Consider the following 24,357-nt stretch of genomic DNA (forward strand, 5'->3'; position numbering starts at 1 on the left):
TCAGAATTCCCGGTGTGTTTACTTTTCGTAATGTATAGCAGGGAACAGGCTCGCTAATAAGATACCCCTCCCATCAACAACTCACCTATGGCAGAGATGCCCAATTTTGGGTCATACTCTTTCTGTAAAAGCGATTATTTAAAATACTTTTGTCACTCATGGCTTCCAACCCCCAGAAACTTAGCGGTAACGAAATTCGCGCCTCATTCCTCAACTTCTTCGCCCAACGAGGACACCAAATTCTCCCCAGCGCTTCCCTCGTCCCAGAAGACCCCACCGTGTTGCTGACAATAGCGGGGATGCTACCATTTAAACCGATATTTTTAGGACAACGCACAGCCGAATTTAACCGCGCCACCACATCCCAAAAGTGTATCCGCACCAACGATATTGAAAACGTGGGACGGACTCAACGCCATCATACCTTTTTTGAAATGTTGGGTAACTTTAGCTTTGGTGATTATTTTAAACCACAAGCGATCGCCTGGGGTTGGGAATTATCTACTCAAGTTTTCGGCTTACCTCCAGAAAGGCTAGTAGTTAGCGTCTTTAGAGAAGATGACGAAGCCTATGATATTTGGCGGAACCAAATCGGCGTACCCGCAGCGAGAATTAAGCGCATGGACGAAGCAGATAACTTTTGGGTATCTGGCCCCACAGGTCCCTGTGGCCCTTGTTCCGAAATTTATTATGATTTTCACCCAGAACTAGGGGACGAAAACATTGATTTAGAAGACGATACCCGATTTATCGAATTTTATAACCTCGTCTTCATGCAATATAACCGGGATGCGTCGGGTAATTTAACACCCCTGCAAAACAAAAACATTGATACCGGGATGGGTTTAGAAAGGATGGCGCAAATCCTGCAACAAGTCCCGAATAACTACGAAACTGATTTAATTTTCCCCATTATTGAGACAGCAGCCGAAATCGCGGGGATAAATTACCACAGCAGCAGCAAGAGAACCCAAGCTTCCTTAAAAGTTATTGGTGATCATGTGCGTTCCGTTGTTCACATGATAGCCGATGAAATTCGCGCCTCCAACGGGGGACGGGGTTATGTATTGCGGCGATTAATTCGGCGGGTGGTGCGACATGGCCGATTACTGGGGATTAGTGAATTTACTACCCAGGTTGCCGAAACTGCAATTTCCCTGTCAGAATCAGCTTACCCCAATGTGAGGCAACGGGAAGCAGCAATTAAAGCTGAGTTGCAACGGGAAGAAACCAATTTTCTCAGAACTTTGGATAGAGGCGAAATACTGTTGCAGGAAATTATAGAGGATGTATTCTATTCATTACAACATGACCCGTCATCACCGTATTCGCCACTAGGCACAAAAATTTCTGGTATAGATGCCTTTACCCTTTATGATACCTATGGTTTCCCCTTGGAACTGACCCAGGAAATTGCAAGAGAAAAGGCATTAGGTGTTGATGTTGAGGGATTCAACACAGAAATGGAAAAACAGCGAATTCGCGCCAAGGAAGCACACGAAACCATCGATTTAACTGTACAAGGTTCCCTAGATAAACTCGCAGAACATATCCAAGCAACGGACTTTATCGGTTATGTCCAACCAAAAATAACAGCAAAGGTAGTAGCTTTGTTAGTAGATGGTGTTTCTCAAGAAGAAGTATCAGCAAATGGATTACTTGTTACGCAAGCAATGACAAAAATCCAAATTGTTCTCAATCAAACTCCATTTTATGCCGAGTCTGGGGGACAAATTGGGGATAAGGGTTATATCTCCGGTGATGGTGTGGTGGTGCGGGTGGAAGACGTGAAAAAAGAATCTGATTTCTTTATCCACTTTGGACGCATCGAACGCGGTACAATCCGAGTAGGAGATTCTGTGAATGCTCAAATTGACCGGAGTTGTCGTCGTCGCGCTGAAGCAAATCATACTGCAACGCACCTATTACAAGCGGCGTTAAAGCAAATTGTCGATGATGGGATATCTCAGGCTGGTTCTCTGGTTTCCTTTGAAAGATTGCGCTTTGACTTTAACTGTTCCAGGGCTTTGACAGCAGAGGAAATTCAACAAGTGGAAGCACAGGTAAATAGTTGGATTGCGGAAGCACACACTGCACATATAGAAGTATTACCTTTAGCAGAGGCTAAGGCTAGGGGTGCTGTGGCAATGTTTGGGGAAAAATACGGCGACGAGGTGCGGGTGATTGATTTTCCTAATGTGTCAATGGAACTCTGCGGTGGGACTCACGTTAGTAATACTGCGGATATTGGCATCTTTAAGATTATTTCCGAAGCCAGCGCGGGTTCTGGGATACGACGGATTGAGGCTGTTTCTGGCCCGGCAATCTTGGATTATTTGAATGTTCGGGATATAGTAGTTAAGGATTTAAGCGATCGCTTTAAAGTTAAACCGGAAGAATTACCAGAGAGAATCACTACTCTGCAAACTGAACTGAGAAATAGTGAGAAACAATTAGCTACACTGAAATCACAATTGGCGATCGCTAAATCAGATAGTCTCTTACAAACAGTAGAATCTGTAGGCGAGTATCAAATTTTGGTAGCGCAGATGGAAGATGTTGACCCGGAATCATTGAAAACGGCGGCGGAAAGGTTACTGCAAAAAATCGGTAACGGTGCTGTGGTGTTGGGTTCAGTCCCCGAAGCTGGGAAGGTGAGTATAGTTGCAGCCTTCAGTGCAGAGGTGAATAAAAAGGGACTGCAAGCGGGTAAATTTGTCGGTGCTGTAGCGAAGATTTGCGGCGGTGGCGGTGGTGGAAGACCAAATTTAGCCCAAGCCGGCGGACGCGATGCGAGTAAGTTACCAGAGGCGTTAGCCAAGGCGCAGAGTGATTTACAGTCAGCCTTGAGTTAATTAGTTGACTAAGTATATCATCTGCTGATAACATCTCATTAAATGGCGTTGCTGAAGTAAATGATGAAAAGCTCACGCACCAGCGCAGCGAAGCACGAAGTGCGTTAGGCGCAAAGGCGCAAAGGTAGAAAGTGGAGTTCATCAATCAATTCAGCAACGCCCTGTTAATCTATTCGTTTGCTTCACAAGTTAAGTTAGAAGATACCCAGCAACTACCAGAATTCAATTACCGCAAGTGAGGAGGGGAGATAAAGCATAATTATTTTATCTAATTATTTTTGTACCTGAATATCTTCAACAATTGTGTGATAAAACTGATATTTTCAAAAGGAAATCTAAATGCCTAAGCAAATAAAACCTGGTGTGAAAATTTATGTTGCAGTAGAAATGCTGGGGCATATTTGCAATGGTGAATTTATAGTTACAGATGAAAGGAATGATCAAGAATTAAATCCAAGAAATATAGATGATAAAATTAAAATATATCGAAGAGAAGTGGAAGAATGGTTTTTACTGCCAGCTAAAAAATTATTAGAAGAAAATAATTTTAATAATGCTTTTATTGTATTAATGGTTTGTATGTCATACCTTGAGGGAGTACAACAATATAAAACTGGAATTTCTTCTAGTACAGCGAGAGGGTACAGTGAACGATACTTTAAAGACTCTATACGAAGATTATATCCGGGGCAATTTGATAATAATGGTCATTTAATTAAGCTTTATGATCAGGCAAGATGTGGCTTGTTTCACGATGGAATGGTAAGAGGTAGTGTTAGGTTTAAAAATGATTATCCTGAAGCCATAAAATTTAAAAACAATGGAAAAATAATTGAAATTAATCCAACAAAACTATTAAACGATATAGTAGATGATTTCAAAAAATATATCAATGAATTGGAGGATATAAATAATGATAAATCTGAAACTGCAAGAGAAAATTTTGATAAAATGTATAAATTATTAGAGGAATGAATACTGCGCTGGGAAGGTGATGACTTTCAAGAGTGTCTTCAGTCGGTTTACGCTACCCGTGGTAAAGCTAAATTCGATTATGTCTAAGGGACTGCAAGAAATAAATGACCCGGATAAACGAACCGCAGAGACACAGAGGACACAGAGTCATGATAGTTTCAGAGATTTTCTGTTAGTCCGCGCAGGCGGACTTTGTTTGTATAGCCGCGATTTCTAATCGCCTGGGCTTCTTTAAATGAGAATCGCACTACAATTTAAGAAACGATCATGATAGCTACCGACATGGTATCAATTCCAATCACCTTGGAACAACTCATTACGGCGGTACAACAGTTGCAGCCAGATGAACGGGCAAAAGTCGCCAGAGCCTTGATTGAACTAGATTTACGTTCAGATTTGACGGCTTTAATTCAAGAACTTTATGCCGAACCCCCAGTTGATGATATTACAGACGATGACATCATGGCTGAAATTAAAGCCGTGCGTCAGCAATCCCAGCCGATATGACGTTGCGAGTAGTCATTGACACCAACATTTGGATTCGCATTTTGCTAAAAGGACGAGTTACGTTGCCGATTTTGGAAGCATTTAATCAACACAAATTCCAGTTGGTAATGAGTCAACCTCTCATGGAAGAACTCCATCTTGTTTGGAATCGCCCCCGTTTAAGAAAGCGGATTGATCCGAGTCAGGCGATGCGCCTGGAACAACAGTTGCAGTACCGCTCATTATGGGTTGAATTGAAAACTATTCCGCCTAATTGTCGAGATCCTAAAGATTTACCTGTGTTGGCAACAGCGATTGATGGCGAAGCGAGAATTATCGTATCTGGAGATGATGACTTGCGGGCTGATGATGACTTGAGAGCGCTAATGGCAAGCTATAGTATTCAGTTACTGGGCGTTAATTCTTTCCTGAAATATTTGGATGAAAGTGGTGAATCAGGATGATCTCTCTACTAATGTGCCGGGCTTTTTCTATTTTCATCGATACCTTTATGACTATCAAAAAACTCCTTTTCCAAGAAATTGAATCTTCCCCAGACTCTCTTCTAGAAGAAACTCTAGACTTTTTGCGCTTTCTCAAGACTAAGCAAGAAGCAGATAAAAAAGATACACCTGCCTCACCAGTTAAATCAGAAGATACCCAGCGACTACCAGAATCCAATTCAAAAGAAAATTCTCAATCACCCTACCGTCCAGCTTCCGGCCGTTCGATTCTGAGACACGCCAGAACCTGGGAAGGTGATGACTTTCAAAAGTGTCTTCAGTCCGTTTACGCTACTCGTGGTAAAGCTAAATTCGATTGTCAATAGCAAAAACGATCGCACAACTCTAACTTACACCAAGTGCGATCGCGCTTTGCACTTGTCGGAGGCGATCGCCTGAATTAGCGGTATCATATTAAAGATTTAAGCGAAGGCAAAACGAGCCATGAGTCAAACATTTGTGTGGATAATTTTTCCTATTAGCCTACTCATTCTCGTTACTTTAATAGTACTGTATTTCCGAGGTTTATTCCGTTCTCGAACTTTTTACAAAATTAAGAATTTACCCTCACCAAGTACAGCTAACTTTCCTGTTACTATTGCTAGTCTCTCGGATTCCTTTATCACTCAGGGTAAAAGTACCGGATTTTATCGGGAAGCGACAGATATTTTTACGGCGCGACTGGAAGTAATCAATAGTGCTTGTGAATCCATTCAGTTTGAAACATATATTATCACCCCCGGAAAACGTGCTGATGATTTTGCTCAAGCTTTAGTAAAAAAAGCCCAAGCAGGTGTTACCGTCAAAGTAATTGCCGATAGTTATGGCGCAAAAAGTATACCTCAGCAATATTGGGATACACTCAAAGCCGCAGGGGTGGAAGTGCTGCTGTTTAATCCTTTCACTTGGAGAGATCCCGCAGCTAACCTCAGACGCAACCATCGTAAGTTATTGATAGTGGACGGAGAAATTGTCCTGATTGGGGGCGCTGGAGTTTCTGACTTGTGGGATGGAAAGGACGAAACCGAAAATAACCAACCTTGGTTAGATTATGAGGTTTGTTTTCAAGGTTCCTTAGTTGCTCGTTTCCAAGGTATTTTTCTCCAACACTGGCTAGATACTGGTGGTTCATTAGATTGGAACTCGGCCAGTAGTTCTCAGCGTCACGAACAAGAGGAAACCTTGTTAATTACTAAGGGAGAAGATCCCACTCAGCAAGATTCGGGAATTCGCGCTCTGTTTGAATCATTACTACAAGCTGCGAGAAAGCGGATTTGGATCGCTAGCCCCTATTTTTTACCTAATCCCAATTCCTCCCAAATATTACAGCAAACAAAAGCTAGGGGAATTGATGTCAAAATTTTGACGATGGGAGCGCATAATGATAAACCGCCAGTCCGCTATGCTTCTCGGCGATTGTACCCAAAACTGTTAAAAGCTGGCATCGAAATCTATGAATATCAGCCTAGTATGATGCACGCTAAATGCTTACTAATAGATGATGATTGGGTCAGTTTGGGTAGTGCTAATCTTGACTCCCGGAGCTTATTTCATAATGATGAGTTAAATATTTCTACAAGCGATCGCTATTTGTTCCAGCAGATGGAGCAATTTTTTCTGGATGGTTTTGCAAATAGTCGGCTGGTGAGCAACAGGGATTTACGCCATCGTTCCTTACAGGAGCATTTAATTGGACGTATGACGCTGTTATTTCGCTGGTATTTGTAAATTTATCCTCAAAACCTCTAATTAGATAGATATAGATATTGGTCTGTAGGTAGATCCAAATTAGCACTATTTCATCAGAAAATGACGGAGTAATAGCTTTTTCTGGTGTTTAAATATATTATGCAATCAAAACCTTTGATCTTACAAAAAATCATCCCTTTATCTTTAATTGTGCTTCTCCTTCCTTTAGCATCTTGTCAAATAGAAAAAGAACAAGCAGGTAGCTTACCTGAAGTGAATGTAGAACCCGGAAAGCTACCACAATATGATATTCAAGGACCCGATGTGAAGGTCGGAGTCGCAAAGCGCACGGTTACAGTACCCAAAGTAATTGTCATACAGGAAGAACAAACTGTTGAAGTTCCTTATATTGATGTTGATGTACCCGGAGCAGACCGAAAGGAGCGGACTATAACAACTGAAGTTGAAGTTCCTTCTAGTGGTTACAATCTGGAAATTCAAGGTATATATGCCCTAAACAATGAGCTGTGGGTGGTTTCTCAACTTCAAGAAGAAAATCCCAATGCACCAAAAACAAGAGTACGTGTTTCTGATCGCGTTGTTGTTAATAGTCCGGATATACCAGTACGTCAATACATTATTGGAGAGCGTCCTGAGAGTAGCTTTAACGAACAGTACACATTCATTAATAGTCGTCAGCCAATTACTTCAGAATTAGAGTCAGGACAAATGCTATATCAAAAGCCGGAAGAGACGGCTTCAAAATAAATCATCACCTCATCCATTGCACCAAATACAATTAATCGTAAAATTCTGAAGAGTTTCCCACCTTAATTGGGTGCATTATGGACTTGATGACGCGCCGAAAATCCAGTATGCTGCGATCGCCCTACAGTTAATTTATATCTCTTCATAGACATTCCCGCAGTTTTCACCCATTTAGACCACACTATTGTTGATATATTTCCTTCTTCCTGATCAAACTTTGGTAGCGCAAATGGAAGACGTTGACCCGGAATCATTGAAAACGGTGGTGGAAAGGTTACTGCAAAAAATCGGTAACGGTGCTGTGGTGGTAGTTTCAGTTCCCGAAGCTGAAAAGGTGAGTATAGTTGCAGCCTTAAGTGCAGAGGTGAATAAAAAGGGACTGCAAGCCAGTAAATTTGTCGGTGCTATTGCCAAGATTTGCGGCGGTGGTGGAAGACCGAATTTAGCCCAAGCCGGAGGACGTGATGCGAGTAACTTACCGGAGGCGTTAGCCAAGGCGCAGATTGATTTACACTCAGCCTTGAGTTAATTCTATTCTCTTGTGGGGCAGGCAGCATTCGACGAAGCTCGCGCCAAGTCTTGCCTCTTGCCTGCCTGGAGAATAAATTCGACGTTAGGTGTTGATCAAAATTTAGTCAAGAATCTAAACTCCAGTAGAGAATAACAAAATCATTTAGTCAATTACCCAGAAGCCGTTACGTCGCCAGAACTGTTCTTGCAATACTAATTCCAGTTGCTCCACTGAAATACAGTTAGCTTGGACGAGCAATTTACCTAAAGGCTGTTGTTTTTTGATTTGAGCAGTTAAAAAAGAGTGCAGAATTTCTTGGGAAATTAACCGTTTCTTTACTAACAAAGTTCCCAGGCGAATTTTTTGGTTATTTAGTGCTTTTTTAAGTTGTTTTTCTGTAACTAATCGATTTTTTAACATCAGTTCACCCAGTAGACAACCATTATCTTTCTGTTCTTCAAGAATGCTTTTTAAATCCGTTTCAGATATCAGACCTTGACGCAACAACAATTCACCCAACTTATAAAATTGATTTGATAACATACGATTAAATCAATCCTAAAAAATGTATCGAACCTACTTGATTGAGAGATGGCTGTGAAGGTTCAATATTTATCATTCAGCAGTGTTTTCTACTGAAGGGCTATCTGTATTGGGTATGGGACAAAGACGGATTGTTTACAAAACTTTACAAATAAATTACGGTTTAATCACTACATACTTCAGAACCGATTAGATTTGCTCTGTGGATGAAGCCGGACAATTAGCATCTTCTGTGAGGGCAAACTGATTTTGATCGTTAACTGTCACAATTAATCGCGTGGTAATTTCTTTACGATCGCCTTTCTCATCAAAACTAATGGTTTGCCCTTGGAAGACATCGCTTTGTGGTGCTGCATCTTTCACAATCCCAGTTCGAGCTAATCTACGGCGGATATCATCCCTGGTAGTGGGTTGATTTGCGGTTGCTGGTAACACCGAGGTAATCACCTGTATAGCCTCGTATGCCAAGACGCTGCGGCGGTTTAAGTCACCTCCCCAATATTCACGCAACTGTGTTGAAAATTCCTCTGCACCGCACATTTGAGGATGCCAGTCTACAGCTAGAAATAAGCGGTTGGTAAGCGCACCTTTTCCCAGATCCAGTACCGCCGGTAAATAAAGAGTATTCGCTCCTAGTATGGGTTGTTTCCCCTTGTTCGTCTGGAGAATTTTCAGAGATTTTTCCAGTACAGTCCGATTGTTTGTACCACCATCGGAGAGGATAGCGATCGCACTTGCTTGTTTCACCTGAGATGGTAGTTGTTCAGGTTTAAAGTTGGGATCTGATAGGTCAACAGTAGCGATGATATCCCCTCCCTTTGCTTTTAGCACTTCCTCAAACTGATCAAACATATCTTGGCTAAATAGCTCTTGGCTATTGTAAAAAGCGACAACTTTCGGCTGTGTGATCCGCAGATCATTAATCAAGTAGTCAATCAAGGTTTGCGCTTCCACCCTAGTGTTAGAAACAGTGCGGAAAAAGACATCATGTGAACCATCACCACAATTTGCAGACAGTTTAACCATTGTGCTAGTGGGGGCTACCAAAACCAATCCATTGGGGGCGTAAACTTTGAGAGCCTCGCAGGTGTTGGGTGAGGTGTAATGCCCGACTACAGCTAAAATATCCTGATTGCGAGAGAGGTTTTTGGCAACTTCTTGAGCTTGCTGGGTTTTGTTCATATCGTTGGCGATCGCCAGCTGCAAATTCAGCCCGTTTTTAACCGCGACATCCTGTGCCTGTGCAACACCCAGAAAAATATTTATCCCCGGCTCATTATTCATAGAAGCTGCAACGGCAATGGTATACATCGGCGACTGAGGATTTTCAGCATGGCGCATTCTAGCCAGGGCATTATTTCGATAAATTAGCACCTCTGGATCTTGAAGGGCAGTTAAAGCAGCAGCACGGATATCTGGCTGATTTTTGTTTTGTTTAGCTTGCGCCCGGAGGCTATCAAAAAGATTGATCGCATCTTCATATTCACCATCGGCAAAAGACTTGATGCCGTTTTTTTTGAGTGAACTATATTCAGAAGCCAAGATGACTTTACTGCCTTTAATTGAGCGATCGCCACTGGAAATAAAATCTTCAACCGGAATGGGGCAGGTTGTAAATGTTCTGGGGAGAAGTTGGCATTGATACTTCAAGACTAATGGAGTTGCGATCGCTAACCCAGCAGAAAGCAAACTTCCCAGCACAATTTGAGTACGACTAAATCGAGAAATGCGGGAGAACGAAAAAGCTCCAGGCCGGGGTAATGCCAATTCCGGCGCACTGGGATTGAGAAAAACCGCCGGTAGCCATGATGCTGCGGGAAAATCATCTTGCTCTAATGCTATCCGACGACGCGCCCGCCGAATAGACTGACATAATTGAGTTCCTTGGGTAAATTCTCTGAGAAATTCCGTTAAAAATAGGCAAGCAATATCATCCGGCACAGGCTCTTTCATGACAATGATATTTTGAACACCCGCTTCCTTTAAAAACTCGGCAATACCTAGCCCATCGCAAGAATTAAAGATTGCTAGTGTCAGTCCCTTATGTACTGCATCCACTAGACTGGGTCGCAAGTTATCTAAGCTCAGTGATCTATTGGCTCTAATTTGTATCCTGCCACTGCTTTCAACGCTAGAACTATGACCAGCAAAGAATAAAATATCCCAAACTTGATCTGATAAAAGTCTACAAAGTTCTTCGTTACTAGGTTCTAAGACTTGAGTAATCCTTGCTCCGTGGTTTTCTAGCGATCGCAAAGCCGCCGCATCCTGTTCTAGTTTTAGTCCCCCCACAGAGCTGCCAAAAATTGCTAGAACTTTCACTGACCTATTCAACTTGATAGCTGGTTTGTTGAATTGATTAAACAGTGCAAATTCAGCATTGGGCAGTTTATTGTAGAGATCCCAGAAGTGAAACGGTAGCCTAGATATGAGGTCACGATCTGCATGATCATCGTCACAGCGAATAATAATCGGTATAGAGGATTCCTGGGTAATCACCGAATTACTGAGGATGCGATCGCGTAATTGACTAAATTCTGAACGACCAAACCAGTCTTTGCAATAGCCTTTAAGTGCTTCCGTTGCATCCTGCCAAACCGCCAGATTTTCTGCCTCAGAGATGTTGGTTTCCTGTGCTTGAACTACCTCTAATAATCGCCCCTGAAGCCGGCGGCTACCTTCTTGAGAATGTACCTGCCACTGCTGATAGAGTTTTCGCATATTAGGCGCGGCTGGCAGACAGAACTCTTTTGCTCCTTTACTCTCATAGATGGGGCGACCATGTTCCAAAATCTGAAGGGTGATGGGAAATCCCTCCGTAAAGCTACCACCGCGAATTTGAATCACAACGGCGATATCTTGAGGTTGATCAATATTAGTAAACCGCATCATTAGACCTCACAATAATTGGGAAACGAGGGTGTCTTGATATCTGAGAGGGAAGGAAAACAGACAATTTTAACCACAGTGATATTTTCTAGATTATTCATAGTGGGTGTATTTAATATATCTCCTAATACTAATTCTGGATCAAGATGCGCCAAATTCAAAGAGGAGAGAAGAAACAAACAAAGATAAAATCCTGATTTTTGGATTGTAAAAAAGTTGGGAATATGCTATCAGCTATTTAATAATTCCTGTATTTGTTGAGATCCTTGTGGATTTCCTGGCTTTTGAAGTAGTTGTTTAGCCGTTTCTAAATCTTTAATTCCTTGTTGCTTATTACCTTGCTGACCATAAGTAATCCCACGATTACTATAAGCTGGTACAAATTGAGGATTAATTTTAATGGCTTGGGTATAGTCAGAGATTGCTAAGTCTATCTTTCCTTGTTTACCATAAGCAACCCCACGATTATAGTAAGCTATTTCAAATTGAGGATTAATGTTAATAGCTTGGGTATAGTCAGAGATTGCTAAGTCTATCTTTCCTTGTTTATCATAAGCAATTCCACGATTACCATAAGCTTTTGCATATTGAGGATTAATGTTAATAGCTTGGGTATAATCAGAAATTGCTAAGTCTATCTTTCCTTGTTTATCATAAATAACTCCACGATTACCATAAGCTGTTGCAAATTGAGGATTAATGTTAATAGCTTGGGTATAGTCAGAGATTGCTAACTCTATCTTTCCTTGTTTACCATAAGCAACGCCACGATTATAGTAAGCTATTTCAAGTTGAGGATTAATGTTAATAGCTTGGGTATAGTCAGAGATTACTAACTCTATCTTTCCTTGTTTACCATAAGCAACGCCACGATTATAGTAAGCTGGTGCAAGTTGAGGATTAATGTTAATAGCTTGGGTATAGTCAGAGATTGCTAACTCTATCTTTTCTTGTTTATCATAAGCAACGCCACGATTATAGTAAGCTGGTGCAAGTTGAGGATTAATGTTAATGGCTTGGTTATAGTCAGAGATTGCTAAGTCTATCTTTCCTTGTTGAGCATAAGCAAACCCACGATTATAGTAGGCTGTTGCATCTTTTTGATAACCTAGTAATGCCAAAAATGGTAAACCAATAGATAAAATCCCATATTTTGAGGTGTGTTTTAGCTTTTGATAATTCATAATCACTTTATACCCATTGTTAGTAAAATTATTAGAACTAGCCGATAATTACACCACGAAGCACTCAGTAAAAGTTGCCCCATCAAGTGTGACCTGTAGACGAAAGCGATCGCCTGTCTCGGCTGTAAATTTGAATTGAATATAGTTATCCTGTTGGCGAGCTATGATTTCAAAAAAAGGATTTCCCTGTTCAGTTGAGCCTGTGAGCTTCAACCCTGGGGGTAAATGATGAGAGTCTCCTAGCGGATAAACCCTTGCCAGGAGCAGTTGAGTATGATCTGGCTTGGGCAAAATGCCAATTGCTAAAGCTAAGTTATGACCTGTTAAATAAAGACCCAAATCCTTAGCGGTAATCACCGGACAAGCCGGATGAGTAGGATTTATTTCCCACAAAAGCTCGGCTAATTGCCAGCGAATATTATCATCTGCGGTGTTTTCAATCAGGTTAACTAAGGTTTCTGAATCGTTGACAGTATTGGGTAAAGTATTCGCTTGTTGCGGATATTGCTGACGATAAAGATTTTCAATTCGTTTTCGCAGAGTATCTTCTCTTCTTACTAAAGAGGTTGTTTGGAAAATAGTTTGGCTCATTGTCTCCAAAAGCTCTGAGGGAGGCTGCCAGCTAGGTTGAAATAAATTATTTAGCCATTGACCCAAAGATACTGGTTCTGGAGATGAGTCTAAAAATAAACCGATTAGTTCATCTAGCGATCGCAGATAACTCAGGGGTAACTCTGATACAGAGACGGATTCAACAAACCCCACCAGGTAGCCCATTTGGTAAGGCGGATCAAGTTGCACAAAGACATACCCCAAGCGGTCTGTTTGCACTTCTTCCGGGACTAGACATTGGCGATCGCCTCCAGCAATGGGACGACATTCTAAGCTATTTTGCAGACAAGGAACATACAAATCAGCCACATTCTCAATCACCCGATTCAGAGGATGCCAGCTATGACTAATATCCGTTGACGTTTCAATCCCTAATAGCTGTAAGTACCGCCGTGTAACCAGAATAGCCAATGTATTGCGATATACCTGATCTGCCTTAGATGTAGTAGGTTGCTCCTGGGCAAACTCGAAGGCTTGCTGACGATCATCAGGCTCAATAGCAATAGGAATAGCAGTAGATTGTTGAGCGAAGTTAATCATGATACGAATCGAGGCATAATGCCAAAAGTGTTTTGAATATTGTTTTGAGGAATTAGTTAGAAAAGATTGTTTGAAAGCAGGGAAAACATCGCCGCTTACAAAAACGTCTCAACGCTTCTGGATTAGTACCTTGGGCGAGAGCCAGAGTATCCCAAGAAAACTCTCGATTGTCTTTGAGTTCCCATAAAATGTTAGTTAATAAAAGCTCACAGTTAATGTGAGGACTTGACTGCATTCTATTTGTCACCAAGGCTTTGTTATTCTGTACTAAAGCCAGCCAATCTTCTACGGTATCGTCCCATTGATCCGCATCGGGAGCAGGTGGATCAATCCAGCTATTGTCAATAGATATTTTTTGACTAGATATTTTTATTGCTTGACGACTTATATCAATAATTATCCATCTCAGCTTGTGATTGAACCAAGTGATGAAACTTGCCAATTGGGGATTATAGGTCGGGAGATGTTCAATAAACCACACCCAGGTTTTTGAATAGGCTTCATCATAAATATCTGCGGATATTGCGCCACCACGCCAGATTGACTCAGAGCATTTCATCATATCAACGATGAGACTGAGAACCGCATCAGAATCGTGAGAAACTTGCCACTGCTCAAATAGCCATTGACGGGTCGGGATATCATTCATCATCATCAGCAGAATCGCCCTCTCTTGAAGCAATCGCCTTTTCTCTACTGAACTTTTGAGAGCAGCTTGAAGTTGGTTGATTCGTGAATTTGGCGGCACAGATTGGTTACTCCACAGACGTTTCAAGCGTTTATCAATCTTCCCAAGTAGGATTAACCCTAATCTTTACGAAAGTTTACATAAGGTAATTTTCTCTGCACACATCTTGCACCAATAAAAATTGATGTAATTTCATGACACGATATAATTCCAAGACCCTTGATAAAAAACTCATATGATGTTTGGATAAAAAATGACAGATCTAATTGTGAAACCTCCATACTGTATGGTATTTTTGTACTATATGATGTCAGGTATATCTGTTTAAGTGAAATTAATGCTTCCAAAGTTGTCAACATTTCCCGTAGTTGCAAATCCTCCTAAACCTTTTCTGAAATGGGCTGGTGGAAAAAGCCAGCTTATTAAGCAAATGGATAATTTATTTCCCAATAAATTATTGAATGGCACAATAAAAAAATACGTAGAGCCTTTTGTAGGAGGAGGTGCGGTTTTTTGGTATATGGCTGATAAATATCAAATTCCAGAATTATTTATTTATGATATAAATGTGGAACTAGTTATAGCATATAAAACAATTAAATATCATGTAGATGATGTAATTTCAATTTTATCAGACATTGAAACTAAATTTTTGTCTTTTGATGAAATTCAAAGAAATAAATATTTTTATAATGTAAGAATACAATTTAACCAGAGAAAACAATATATCGATTTACAAACCTATAATTTAGAGTGGGTAGAACGAACAGCCCAGCTAATTTTTTTAAATAAAACTTGTTTTAACGGACTTTTTCGCGTCAATTCCAAAGGTGATTTTAATGTACCAATTGGGAAATATAAAAAACCTAGCATATGTGATAGACAGAACTTAAAAACTGCTGCTCAAGTTTTACAGAGAACTCATATTTCTCATGGAGATTTTAGCAAGTGTGAAAATTTTGTAGACAATGATACTTTGGTATATTTTGACCCGCCATATAGACCAATTAGTCATACATCTTCTTTTACTGCTTATTCTCAACAAACATTTAATGATTCTGAACAATTAAGGTTGCGAGATTTCTTTACAAAACTAGATAAAAAAGGAGCTTTACTAGTTTTGAGTAATTCTGATCCGAAGAATGAAAATGAAAATGATAATTTTTTTGAAACAGCCTATGCTGATTATCACATAGAGCGCGTGAAAGCAAAACGTAATATAAACAGTAATGGATTAAAGAGAAAGCCAATAAACGAACTATTAATCATGAATTATTAAGGAGTCACTTAAACTAGAAATGAAATTCCATCCTATATTCCAAACTTATTTGAATTGCTCAGATGAAAATCAAGTGTTTGATTTTTTTAAAGATACACTTACTGGCTCTATCACTAAATGGGATTATTTTGTTGATTGGCAGAAAGTTTTGAAGGGATTTCATAATATAGAAATTCACTTAAATACACTTAACTACTTAATTGGAAAAAATGATATAGAAAGTGAATTTTGTACTTTACTCCAGCAGTCACCTCAAATTATAACTACCATTCCTATTCTTATCGCTTGCCGAACGCTGAGTTTACAAATATTAACTGATTATAGTAAAGGTAGATTTATTTATAAATCTTTCAATTTTCAAAATAAAACTTCGCTGACACAATCAGATATTGATGATATTTTAGAGTTTACCAAAAAAACAGGTGTTTTAGACTTATTTAGAAACAAAAATATTAAAAGCATACCTGATTACGTTCTGGGGATAGAGGTAGGTTTAGATACCAATGGAAGAAAAAACCGTGGTGGTAAGACAATGGAAACTATCGTAGAATCCCTAGTAAGTAAAATATGTCAGCAAAATAATTTTTCGTGGATTCCACAAGCTACATCTCAAAAAATATTATCAGAGTGGAATATTAAAGTTGAGGTGGATAAATCAAAGCGCTGCTTTGACTTCGCAGTGAAAAACCAGAATAGTATTTACTTGCTAGAAACTAATTTTTATGGCGGAGGTGGCTCTAAGCTTAAATCTACAGCAGGAGAATATAAATCTCTTTTTGACTTTATATCACCACAAGGACACAAATTTATTTGGGTTACAGATGGTCTGGGCTGGAAAACTAGTCTTCGTCCTCTAGAAGAAACTTTTCTGTATATTGATTACACCTTTAATCTAAATATGGTCGTCAATGGGCTATTAGAAGAACTAATAACACAAAATTTATGATTTCTCATGATTTAAAGTTAATATTTAACTATCTACTACTTGACAAATAGCCATAATATGTGTGGAATATTTATTCAGACTATAATGAACAAGTTTTAAATCGGCTGTTTCTAATTCTTGCCTTAATTCCGACATTTGATGTTTATGATGTCGCCAAATTGTCACCTCTTCACCTGTTACAATTTCCACAGTCTGATCTACACCCAATTGGTTAAACCGGAAAGTGTAATTTTGCAGAAATTTCATGGTCGCAATTACGCTATCTGTTTTGGTGTCATACCTTCTTAAAAGTTGACTATCTCCAGCCCTAATTTGTAACTTGTTTTGCAGGGTGTGATATATTCCTTCCACATGATATTTGCAACCGCCCCGCGCTTGTCCATCCCATGCAGAATTATTACCTATTTCGTTAGTAATGACTAGCAAATCATTTTTATTCATGCTGTTGCGGAAGTTTTGCCAAACTCTATTTCTGTGGCGATGATTGCCAATGGTTACGCCTAAATGTAAAAATATATTGGCGACATCTTCAGCAGGATTTTTTTTCCACATCTCCCCAGGAATAGCACTGGTTTCTATATCCACTGTGTAACTGCTATATGCAATTTTAGGAAACCATTTCTGAATGTTTGCTTGGGATACTTTCAGCAGTTCTTCGCTAATATCTAAGGCTAGGTATTGATTGATTTTTCCTAGTTTATCCAGTTGGGAAATATATTTTTTCACTGGATAGGAGTTACCCGCACCGACATCTATAATATTCAGGCTTGGGCAATTTTGATAACTGCCGTTTAGATAGTTAAAATTATTCTGTAATAACTCAATTTCTACGTTGTTTGGTTGATACCATTTGGGAACAACATATTTTTGATAAAAGTTATCCCAAACTGTTGCACCTCTCCCTCTGTAAGCGTATTTGACGGGAATTTCTCTGCTGTTTTCTAGTGCTTCTATTAATTCTAATAGTTCTTTGGGGGAAGATAGAAATTCTAAGGTTTCTTTAGGCATTTTTTATAGAGGGAGAAGATTTATATTTATATCACGCAGAGGCGCAGAGGCGCGGAGAGGTTAAGATTGGGCTTGGATTATGGAGGGTTTGGCGGTGGGGTGGATGCTGAAACCTAGTTTTTGACAAATTTTTTGCATGGCTTGATTTTCACGGAGGATATCGGCTGTAATTCTCTGGAGTTTTTCTTGGCGACTAATTTATAGTAATTTTTTGAGTAGTTCGGTTCCTATGCCTTGACTTTGATGGCGATCGCATACCAGAATAGCAAATTCTGCGGTGTTTGTATTATGTAATTTACTGAGGCGACCTACTGCTAAAATTTCTGGTTTCTGAGTTTGCCGATTTTGATGTTCTACTACTAGGGCTATTTCTCGATCATAGTCGATGAAACAGATACGGATTAGTCTTTCATGGCGGACTCTCGATTGCAGTTTAATTAGGTGGAAGTAACGCAGGTAAACGCTTTCTTCTGAGAGTGTTTGATGAAATTCTACGCCGCAGTATCAGGATAAGGATATGTAGGAATTTGGTTACTATTGAGAATCATTTCCCTGGCGGCGATGTCTGCGCCTCCCATCCAACTTGCTAAAATCGGTTTACCAGGCATCTCTGCGTAGGGTTTCAATTGTTCGGCTGTTTGGGTGGGATTTGTGATGATCGCCATTCCTTCTAAAACCCGGTGGGGGTCACTTTCCAAGACACTGCGATCCATAAACGCCCCCGGATCACCTTCATCGGCGTTACAAATCACAAATTTCCGTTCCCCTAATGCTTTCGCCACAGTCGCCCATTTCAAACCCGTAGGATAACCAGCACCACCTCGTCCCCTTAAACCACTGCGAGTAATAACATCCACGACCTGATCAGGTAGCAATTAATTAGAACGAGAAAAGATAATTAGGGAAAACTGTAAAAAAAATAAATAAAGTTTATTTCTTCCTTCCTCTTTTTTCCTGCGTGTCTTCGTGGTTAATTCTCATCTCCCTAACAGATACTTAAGCCAAGAGAAAAAATAAATAAAACTATGCAAAAAAAAAGGCTAGGTATTCTAACTAGCGGTAGAGATTTTCCAGGACTAAATACTGTAGTGCCGCAGTATATTGTGGCGTGCAGTCCCTGTTTTTTATATCCGCAGGATTTCTGAGTGAAAACTACGCGATCGCTCAGTATTTATCTAGGTATAGCAACCGCTAAGGAGATGAGGACAGAAACAGTCAATTAATGATTTTCAAGCCTTTTCCCTGTTCCTTGCTCCCTATTTCCTGCTGTATTCGATAATTTCTCAGTCTTCACTTTTTTGATTAATTCCATATAGATATTTACCTCATTCACTTCCACATCATGCTCAATTCTGGTGACTCGCCAATTTTCCTTATTCAGGTAAATTTCTTCGCCAATTCTGGGAATGAATTGGAGGTCATAGAATTTTTTTACATAATCTTTTTGTTTCTCTTCCCATAAGATTACCTTCGCTGATTCTGGGCGCATTGTTTTTCCTATAATGAGGTAAAATAGGGCTGTATAAAAGGCACAAATGCTGATAGCATTAAGTCTTTTGATATCCCCATCTCAATTTTATCTTAAGGCTTCTATCTCATAGGGTAGTTTAAACCACATTCTGAGAGGATTTTGATTTAATTTTGGTTAACACAAAGAGTCCTGGAACTTTTTTCCTTTGCCTTTAGGAGGGTTTCTATTGTTAATTAATTTTTAAGGAATTAAATATTAATTTTTATACTCCTATCGGCTGTCTAACTTGGGATTTCACAGCTTTGACATGACAGGATTTACGCAACAATTGCCAAAAATCTTGATTTATCGTTCGCGTAGCGTGCGCGAAGCGCATACCGCCAAGAAAACGTAGATTATGCGTAAGCTCTAAATGATATCAGTATCAAGTTGCTCCCCCCCCTTTAAGTATATCTCTCACCACAACTACTAAGTTAACCTTTGATATCTTTTGCGGCTTGAGGCAATGTCTGCACATCCAAATTATGCATTGGTCATACCAAATTTGCGAATTTAATGACTCTATTCTCAATGAATAAGGGATTTTATCTGGGTAAAACGCAGAAATAGTAAAGTTTTGTTGCAGGATTCAACACTGCTGGTTTAACTCTTATTTAGTTCTAACATTTTCTCCATCACAAAATTAATCAACTTTTGTCCTTTACGTTCCACCTCCTGCTGCTTCACCACCATAAAATTCCTCCTATAAAAAAAAGGTTTAGCCGTAATACTAGCTTCCAAAAATAACCTGTTAATCTGTAAATTGCTAGCTGTTAATTCAATTTGCTCTAAAATTTTACTACCCACACCTTGACCTTGAAAATCCTTATGGCAATAAAAGCGGTCAATATGTCCATTAGTCTCCAGTTCCCCAAAACCAATAATTTGCCCATCATCTTCCGCCACATAAGTAAACTTACTGCTTAAACTATCTATCCACACAGCAACATCCATATTGACTGAAGTCCAAGCATCAATTTGTTCTGGCGTATAATCATGAATATTCACCTCGTGAATAGTATCATAGAACAATTGAATAATTTCTGCCGTATCTCCTATTTCATACCTTCTGACTTTCATAATTTATGTCTATTTTCTGAATTTAAAACCTGAAAAATTATAAAACAAAACAATAGAAGAAAATCCCTTATCATAACCAAATAGTATTATTCTACATTTAGACCATTACATAAATGCGCTATGCTCAAATTTTTTGCAGATAGAGGCGGTACGTTCACAGATATAGTTGCTGTCACTGATCAGCAGACAATTATTCAGAAACTATCCCAGCATCCCCAACGGTTTTTAATCGTTCCTATTCCTCATCAGCAATGGGTGATAGTCTATAAACTACTGTCTGAAAATCCCGAACAATATCAAGATGCCGCAATTCAAGGTATTAGGGATATCATGAGTCTGGGAACTAATGAACCCATTCCCACCACAGCCATAGAAGTAGTAAAAATGGGGACTACCGTAGCGACAAATGCCCTTTTAGAAAGAAAAGGCGATCGCGTCGTGCTTCTGATTACCAAAGGCTTTAAAGATGCCTTAAGAATTGGCTATCAAAATCGTCCTAATATCTTCGCCCGTAATATAATTTTACCCACAATGTTATATGAAGAAGTCATTGAGGTAGATGAACGTTACAACGCCCAAGGTGTAGAATTACAACCTGTAAATATTGCCCAAGTTAAACAGGATTTACAAACAGTTTACCACAAAGGTATTCGCAGTTGTTCCATAGTTTTCATGCATAGCGATCGCTACCCCCAACACGAACAACAAATAGCCCAAATAGCCCAAGAAATCGGTTTTACACAGATATCTATATCTCATCAAGTTAGTCCCCTAATGAAAATAGTTAGCCGGGGCGATACAACCGTAGTTGATGCTTATTTAACCCCAATTTTGCGGCGGTACGTCAACCAAGTAGCCAAGCAATTACCCCAAGTTAAATTAATGTTTATGAAATCCGACGGCGGCTTAGTTGCAGCCTCACAATTTCAAGGCAAAGATAGTATATTAAGTGGACCGGCGGGGGGAATAGTCGGCGCAGTTCAAACTAGTAAAAGAGCCGGATTTGAATTAGTAATTACCTTTGACATGGGGGGAACCAGTACAGATGTTGCCCATTTTAAAGGAGAATATGAACGCCAACTAGACTCCGAAATTGCTGGCGCGAGAATGCGAGTTCCCGTATTAGCAATTAATACCATAGCAGCAGGTGGTGGTTCCATACTATTTTTTGATGGTTCTAGTTATCGTGTGGGACCAGAATCAGCCGGGTCAAATCCCGGACCAGCTTGTTATCGCCGGGGTGGTAAATTAACAGTAACAGATGCTAATGTGATGTTAGGAAAAATTCACCCCCAATACTTCCCCTCCGTTTTTGGAATTGATGGTAATTTACCTTTAGATAAACAAATTGTTCTGGAAAAATTTAGCGAATTATCCCAAGAAATCGCAGCAGTTACCGGAAATCAGCGTACACCTGAAGAAGTCGCAGCCGGATTTATCGCCATTGCAGTGGAAAATATGGCAAATGCCATTAAAAAAATTAGTCTTCAAAGAGGTTATGACGTTAGCCAATATACCCTTTGTTGTTTTGGTGGTGCTGGGGCGCAAGTAGCCTGTTTAATCGCCGATACATTAGGCATGAAAACCATATTTTTACACCCTTACGCCGGGGTTTTATCGGCTTATGGAATGGGATTAGCTGATATCCGTGCCATGAGAGAAAAAGGAGTAGAACAACCCTTAACCCCAGAATTAATACCCCAACTACAGGAACTAATGGCGACATTAGAAATTCAATGTAGAAATCAATTAACCTCAGAAGGTGTCAACGGAGAAGAGTCAGTGTTAAAAAAACTGAACTTAAAATATGCCGGAACTAACTCCACCTTAAATATCAATTTTGCCTCAGATATAGCAACTATGCGAACAGAATTTGAGATAGAACATCAAAATCGCTACGGTTTCATTCAACCAGAAAAAACCTTAATTATCGAATCTGTCTCAGTAGAAGTAATTCAGAAAATGGATACACCTGAAGAACCTTTAATTAAACGTACCCGTCCTATAAACGAAGCACCCAAACCTGTGGAAACAGTCAGAATGTTTACAGATAATCAATGGCATGATACACCAGTTTATCGGCGAGAAGATTTACAAGCAGGAGATAGTATTAATGGTTCAGCAATTATTGTAGAAAAAATTAGCACAATTATAGTTGAACCAAATTGGCAAGCCAGATTAACTGAACGCAATCATTTAGTTTTACAGCGTTGATCATTGTGTTCAGCACATTTATGGCTAGGTAATATAATCTAAATATGGGAGTCTTGTTTGATTTTTGAAGGGATTTTTTTTAAACGAACCACAGAGACGCAGAGATCACAGAGGAAGAGAAAAAAATGAATCTTCCCGATAAAATTCAAGGTGAAGAAATAACTATAACAATAGAAAAAGAGGTGAATCATTGGACTCGTCTCTTCTGTGGACAAATCACTCATAGTATACATCAAAATCACTGGGGGATGATTCATTATTTACCTTGAATTAAAAAACAAGTTCTATTAACAATAAATCTTCGCCAATTTAAATGTCACAAGTCTAAATAGGATTAAAAAATGTACACTAATACATCTCAACCCGATCCCGTCCGCTTAGAAATCTTCAAAAACCTCTATCAATTCATCGCCGAACAAATGGGAATCGTGCTGCAAAACACAGCCGCATCAGTAAACATCAAAGAACGCCTAGATTTCTCCTGCGCTATTTTTGACACTTCTGGATTATTAGTAGCCAACGCCCCCCATATTCCCGTACACTTAGGCTCAATGAGTGAAAGTGTCCGCAGCTTAATTAATGATCAAGGCGACACCATTCAACCAGGAAACGTATATTTATCGAATAATCCCTATAACGGCGGAACGCACCTCCCAGATGTCACTGCTATTACTCCTGTTTTCCTGGAAGATACTCACACCTCAACTCCCCTGTTTTACGTCGCTTCTCGTGGACACCAAGCCGATATCGGTGGTATTACCCCTGGTTCCATGCCTCCCCACAGCACTACAGTAGAAGAAGAAGGCATTTTATTTGATAATTTCTTGTTAGTAAATCAGGGAAGATTTCAAGAAAATGATGTGAGAAGAATACTGTTAAATCATTCCTATCCGGCGCGGAACCCTGACCAAAATATTGCTGATTTTAAAGCTCAAATTGCGGCTAATTCTAGAGGAGTGCAAGAACTCCAGAAAATGGTTGTTCAATACGGTGTTGAGACAGTTCAAGCTTACATGAAGTTTGTCCAAGACAATGCCGAAGAATCGGTGAGACGAGCGATAAATCTCCTCAAAGATGGCTCATTTAATTATATAATGGATAATGGGGCAAACATTCAAGTTAATGTTACAATTAACAGAGAACATCGCGGTGCAAAAATTGATTTTAATGGCACATCTCCCCAGCTAAATAGTAACTTTAATGCGCCAAAAGCTGTCACCCAAGCCGCAGTTTTATATGTGTTTCGGACTTTGGTTGATGATAATATTCCTCTGAATGCTGGGTGTCTGAAACCTTTAGAAATAATTGTGCCGGTGGGTTGTATGCTAAATCCCACTTACCCAGCCGCAGTGGTAGCGGGTAATGTGGAAACTTCCCAAACCATTGTCGATGCTTTATATGCTGCGTTGGGTGTGATGGCTGGTTCTCAGGGAACGATGAATAATTTTACTTTTGGAAATCAGCGTTATCAATATTATGAAACTATTTGCGGTGGTTCTGGTGCGGGAGTTAATTTTGATGGGACTGATGCAGTGCATACCCACATGACTAATTCCCGTTTGACTGACCCAGAAGTTTTAGAAACCCGTTATCCTGTGTTGGTGGAAAGTTTTAGTCTGCGTCCTGATAGCGGCGGTCAGGGTAAATATTGCGGTGGTAATGGGGTAGTTCGGCGTATCCGCTTTTTAGAACCGATGACAGCAAATATTCTCTCTAGCCATCGTTTGGTTCCTCCTTTGGGATTAGATGGTGGGAAACCGGGAAAAGTAGGACGCAACTGGATACAACGTGATGATGGTAGGGACGAAGATCTACAGAGTACGGCGACTGCGGAAATGGAAGCTGGGGATGTGTTTGTGATTGAAACTCCTGGGGGTGGGGGTTTTGGTTCTGTGTCTTCAGAGGTATAGCAGGGAACGGGGAACAGGGAATAGGGAATAGCACTTCGGCTTACTTCGACTTCGCTCAGTACAAGCCGCTCAGTGTCCGGGAATAGGCTCGAAACGAAACTCTTTAATTGTGAGGATTTCATTATCTGTTTCTGTCCTAACCTCTTTGGCGGTTGCTATAAATATTG

Annotated in this window: 21 protein-coding genes and 3 pseudogenes; 14 read left to right on the plus strand and 10 right to left on the minus strand. The window is 39.9% G+C overall.

The features are described from left to right. The first annotated feature begins 158 nt into the window (after window positions 1–158). From alaS to VB620_RS05335, 9 genes and pseudogenes are all read left to right on the plus strand, one after another. Entirely contained in the window at window positions 159–2,855 is a 2,697-nt protein-coding gene (gene alaS, locus VB620_RS05300) for an alanine--tRNA ligase (protein ID WP_323195097.1), read from the plus strand. Between the two features lie 339 nt (window positions 2,856–3,194). Continuing rightward, window positions 3,195–3,830, plus strand: coding sequence for a hypothetical protein (locus VB620_RS05305; RefSeq protein ID WP_323195098.1), 636 nt, complete (start codon window positions 3,195–3,197; stop codon window positions 3,828–3,830). A gap of 9 nt (window positions 3,831–3,839) precedes the next feature. Continuing rightward, window positions 3,840–3,917 (plus strand): annotated as a pseudogene (locus VB620_RS20840) (DUF2281 domain-containing protein); the annotation flags it as partial. Window positions 3,918–4,097: 180 nt separating this feature from the next. Next, entirely contained in the window at window positions 4,098–4,337 is a 240-nt protein-coding gene (locus VB620_RS05310) for a hypothetical protein (protein WP_323195099.1), read from the plus strand. After that, on the plus strand, window positions 4,334–4,780 hold the full coding sequence (locus tag VB620_RS05315) for a putative toxin-antitoxin system toxin component, PIN family (RefSeq protein ID WP_323195100.1): 447 nt from the start codon (window positions 4,334–4,336) through the stop codon (window positions 4,778–4,780). Before VB620_RS05310 ends, VB620_RS05315 begins: the two co-directional genes overlap by 4 nt. A 47-nt stretch (window positions 4,781–4,827) precedes the next feature. Then, window positions 4,828–5,145: a DUF2281 domain-containing protein gene (locus VB620_RS05320; protein WP_323195101.1), complete on the plus strand. Its 318-nt coding sequence runs from the start codon at window positions 4,828–4,830 to the stop codon at window positions 5,143–5,145. A 118-nt stretch (window positions 5,146–5,263) separates the two neighbouring features. Further along, on the plus strand, window positions 5,264–6,547 hold the full coding sequence (locus tag VB620_RS05325) for a phospholipase D-like domain-containing protein (protein WP_323195102.1): 1,284 nt from the start codon (window positions 5,264–5,266) through the stop codon (window positions 6,545–6,547). 120 nt (window positions 6,548–6,667) lie between these two features. Further along, on the plus strand, window positions 6,668–7,276 hold the full coding sequence (locus VB620_RS05330) for a hypothetical protein (RefSeq protein WP_323195103.1): 609 nt from the start codon (window positions 6,668–6,670) through the stop codon (window positions 7,274–7,276). 217 nt (window positions 7,277–7,493) lie between these two features. Next, window positions 7,494–7,805 (plus strand): annotated as a pseudogene (locus tag VB620_RS05335) (DHHA1 domain-containing protein); the annotation flags it as partial. A 144-nt stretch (window positions 7,806–7,949) separates the two neighbouring features. On the opposite strand, the gene VB620_RS05340 reads toward VB620_RS05335, so the two are convergent. The 5 genes from VB620_RS05340 to VB620_RS05360 all read right to left on the minus strand — a co-directional run bounded on the left by VB620_RS05340 (window position 7,950) and on the right by VB620_RS05360 (window position 14,303). After that, entirely contained in the window at window positions 7,950–8,330 is a 381-nt protein-coding gene (locus tag VB620_RS05340; RefSeq protein ID WP_323195104.1) for a hypothetical protein, read from the minus strand. 189 nt (window positions 8,331–8,519) lie between these two features. After that, window positions 8,520–11,222 carry an ABC transporter substrate-binding protein gene (locus VB620_RS05345; protein WP_323195105.1) on the minus strand — a complete coding sequence of 901 codons (2,703 nt, stop codon included), beginning with the start codon at window positions 11,220–11,222 and terminating at the stop codon, window positions 8,520–8,522. 227 nt (window positions 11,223–11,449) lie between these two features. Further along, complete coding sequence (locus VB620_RS05350) at window positions 11,450–12,403, minus strand: tetratricopeptide repeat protein (protein WP_323195106.1); 954 nt, start codon at window positions 12,401–12,403, stop codon at window positions 11,450–11,452. A 48-nt stretch (window positions 12,404–12,451) separates the two neighbouring features. Then, complete coding sequence (locus VB620_RS05355; protein ID WP_323195107.1) at window positions 12,452–13,555, minus strand: DUF1822 family protein; 1,104 nt, start codon at window positions 13,553–13,555, stop codon at window positions 12,452–12,454. A 52-nt stretch (window positions 13,556–13,607) separates the two neighbouring features. Then, window positions 13,608–14,303 (minus strand): hypothetical protein, encoded by a 696-nt coding sequence (locus VB620_RS05360; RefSeq protein WP_323195108.1) that lies wholly within the window; start codon window positions 14,301–14,303, stop codon window positions 13,608–13,610. Window positions 14,304–14,580: 277 nt separating this feature from the next. Between VB620_RS05360 and VB620_RS05365 the strand changes: the two genes are divergently transcribed. Further along, entirely contained in the window at window positions 14,581–15,522 is a 942-nt protein-coding gene (locus tag VB620_RS05365; RefSeq protein WP_323195109.1) for a DNA adenine methylase, read from the plus strand. 19 nt (window positions 15,523–15,541) lie between these two features. After that, complete coding sequence (locus VB620_RS05370) at window positions 15,542–16,468, plus strand: type II restriction endonuclease (protein ID WP_323195110.1); 927 nt, start codon at window positions 15,542–15,544, stop codon at window positions 16,466–16,468. A gap of 24 nt (window positions 16,469–16,492) precedes the next feature. Here VB620_RS05370 and VB620_RS05375 read toward each other — a convergent pair whose 3' ends face one another. The 5 genes and pseudogenes from VB620_RS05375 to VB620_RS05395 form a co-directional block, all read right to left on the minus strand. Continuing rightward, window positions 16,493–17,476 carry an L-histidine N(alpha)-methyltransferase gene (locus tag VB620_RS05375; protein WP_323195111.1) on the minus strand — a complete coding sequence of 328 codons (984 nt, stop codon included), beginning with the start codon at window positions 17,474–17,476 and terminating at the stop codon, window positions 16,493–16,495. A gap of 198 nt (window positions 17,477–17,674) precedes the next feature. Then, window positions 17,675–17,932, minus strand: a complete 258-nt coding sequence (locus tag VB620_RS05380) for a GNAT family N-acetyltransferase (protein ID WP_323195180.1) — start codon at window positions 17,930–17,932, stop codon at window positions 17,675–17,677. Between the two features lie 35 nt (window positions 17,933–17,967). Beyond that, window positions 17,968–18,318: pseudogene (locus VB620_RS05385) on the minus strand (hypothetical protein); the annotation flags it as partial. A 377-nt stretch (window positions 18,319–18,695) separates the two neighbouring features. Beyond that, complete coding sequence (locus tag VB620_RS05390; RefSeq protein ID WP_323195112.1) at window positions 18,696–18,965, minus strand: hypothetical protein; 270 nt, start codon at window positions 18,963–18,965, stop codon at window positions 18,696–18,698. A gap of 624 nt (window positions 18,966–19,589) precedes the next feature. Continuing rightward, on the minus strand, window positions 19,590–20,066 hold the full coding sequence (locus tag VB620_RS05395; RefSeq protein ID WP_323195113.1) for a GNAT family N-acetyltransferase: 477 nt from the start codon (window positions 20,064–20,066) through the stop codon (window positions 19,590–19,592). A gap of 120 nt (window positions 20,067–20,186) precedes the next feature. On the opposite strand from VB620_RS05395, the gene VB620_RS05400 reads away from it, so the two are divergent. The 3 genes from VB620_RS05400 to VB620_RS05410 all read left to right on the plus strand — a co-directional run bounded on the left by VB620_RS05400 (window position 20,187) and on the right by VB620_RS05410 (window position 24,190). Further along, window positions 20,187–22,280 carry a hydantoinase/oxoprolinase family protein gene (locus tag VB620_RS05400; RefSeq protein ID WP_323195114.1) on the plus strand — a complete coding sequence of 698 codons (2,094 nt, stop codon included), beginning with the start codon at window positions 20,187–20,189 and terminating at the stop codon, window positions 22,278–22,280. Window positions 22,281–22,405: 125 nt separating this feature from the next. Further along, the gene (locus VB620_RS05405) at window positions 22,406–22,549 is read left to right on the plus strand and encodes a hypothetical protein (protein WP_407674181.1); all 144 of its coding nucleotides are present in this window, start codon (window positions 22,406–22,408) and stop codon (window positions 22,547–22,549) included. 72 nt (window positions 22,550–22,621) lie between these two features. Beyond that, a complete protein-coding gene (locus VB620_RS05410; protein ID WP_323195115.1) occupies window positions 22,622–24,190 on the plus strand; it encodes a hydantoinase B/oxoprolinase family protein in 1,569 nt (522 codons plus the stop codon). Window positions 24,191–24,357 lie beyond the last annotated feature (167 nt).

Origin of the sequence: Nodularia harveyana UHCC-0300, assembly GCF_034931085.1 — a bacterium.
Taxonomy (GTDB): domain Bacteria; phylum Cyanobacteriota; class Cyanobacteriia; order Cyanobacteriales; family Nostocaceae; genus Nodularia; species Nodularia harveyana.

What these genes read in the sequence shown, in the direction of transcription:
- alaS (WP_323195097.1), top strand. Translation starts at nt 159, where the DNA reads ATGGCTTCCAACCCCCAGAAACTTAGCGGTAACGAAATTCGCGCCTCA.
- VB620_RS05305 (WP_323195098.1), top strand. Translation starts at nt 3,195, where the DNA reads ATGCCTAAGCAAATAAAACCTGGTGTGAAAATTTATGTTGCAGTAGAA.
- VB620_RS05310 (WP_323195099.1), top strand. Translation starts at nt 4,098, where the DNA reads ATGATAGCTACCGACATGGTATCAATTCCAATCACCTTGGAACAACTC.
- VB620_RS05315 (WP_323195100.1), top strand. Translation starts at nt 4,334, where the DNA reads ATGACGTTGCGAGTAGTCATTGACACCAACATTTGGATTCGCATTTTG.
- VB620_RS05320 (WP_323195101.1), top strand. Translation starts at nt 4,828, where the DNA reads ATGACTATCAAAAAACTCCTTTTCCAAGAAATTGAATCTTCCCCAGAC.
- VB620_RS05325 (WP_323195102.1), top strand. Translation starts at nt 5,264, where the DNA reads ATGAGTCAAACATTTGTGTGGATAATTTTTCCTATTAGCCTACTCATT.
- VB620_RS05330 (WP_323195103.1), top strand. Translation starts at nt 6,668, where the DNA reads ATGCAATCAAAACCTTTGATCTTACAAAAAATCATCCCTTTATCTTTA.
- VB620_RS05340 (WP_323195104.1), bottom strand. Translation starts at nt 8,330, where the DNA reads ATGTTATCAAATCAATTTTATAAGTTGGGTGAATTGTTGTTGCGTCAA.
- VB620_RS05345 (WP_323195105.1), bottom strand. Translation starts at nt 11,222, where the DNA reads ATGATGCGGTTTACTAATATTGATCAACCTCAAGATATCGCCGTTGTG.
- VB620_RS05350 (WP_323195106.1), bottom strand. Translation starts at nt 12,403, where the DNA reads ATGAATTATCAAAAGCTAAAACACACCTCAAAATATGGGATTTTATCT.
- VB620_RS05355 (WP_323195107.1), bottom strand. Translation starts at nt 13,555, where the DNA reads ATGATTAACTTCGCTCAACAATCTACTGCTATTCCTATTGCTATTGAG.
- VB620_RS05365 (WP_323195109.1), top strand. Translation starts at nt 14,581, where the DNA reads ATGCTTCCAAAGTTGTCAACATTTCCCGTAGTTGCAAATCCTCCTAAA.
- VB620_RS05370 (WP_323195110.1), top strand. Translation starts at nt 15,542, where the DNA reads ATGAAATTCCATCCTATATTCCAAACTTATTTGAATTGCTCAGATGAA.
- VB620_RS05375 (WP_323195111.1), bottom strand. Translation starts at nt 17,476, where the DNA reads ATGCCTAAAGAAACCTTAGAATTTCTATCTTCCCCCAAAGAACTATTA.
- VB620_RS05390 (WP_323195112.1), bottom strand. Translation starts at nt 18,965, where the DNA reads ATGCGCCCAGAATCAGCGAAGGTAATCTTATGGGAAGAGAAACAAAAA.
- VB620_RS05395 (WP_323195113.1), bottom strand. Translation starts at nt 20,066, where the DNA reads ATGAAAGTCAGAAGGTATGAAATAGGAGATACGGCAGAAATTATTCAA.
- VB620_RS05400 (WP_323195114.1), top strand. Translation starts at nt 20,187, where the DNA reads ATGCTCAAATTTTTTGCAGATAGAGGCGGTACGTTCACAGATATAGTT.
- VB620_RS05405 (WP_407674181.1), top strand. Translation starts at nt 22,406, where the DNA reads ATGAATCTTCCCGATAAAATTCAAGGTGAAGAAATAACTATAACAATA.
- VB620_RS05410 (WP_323195115.1), top strand. Translation starts at nt 22,622, where the DNA reads ATGTACACTAATACATCTCAACCCGATCCCGTCCGCTTAGAAATCTTC.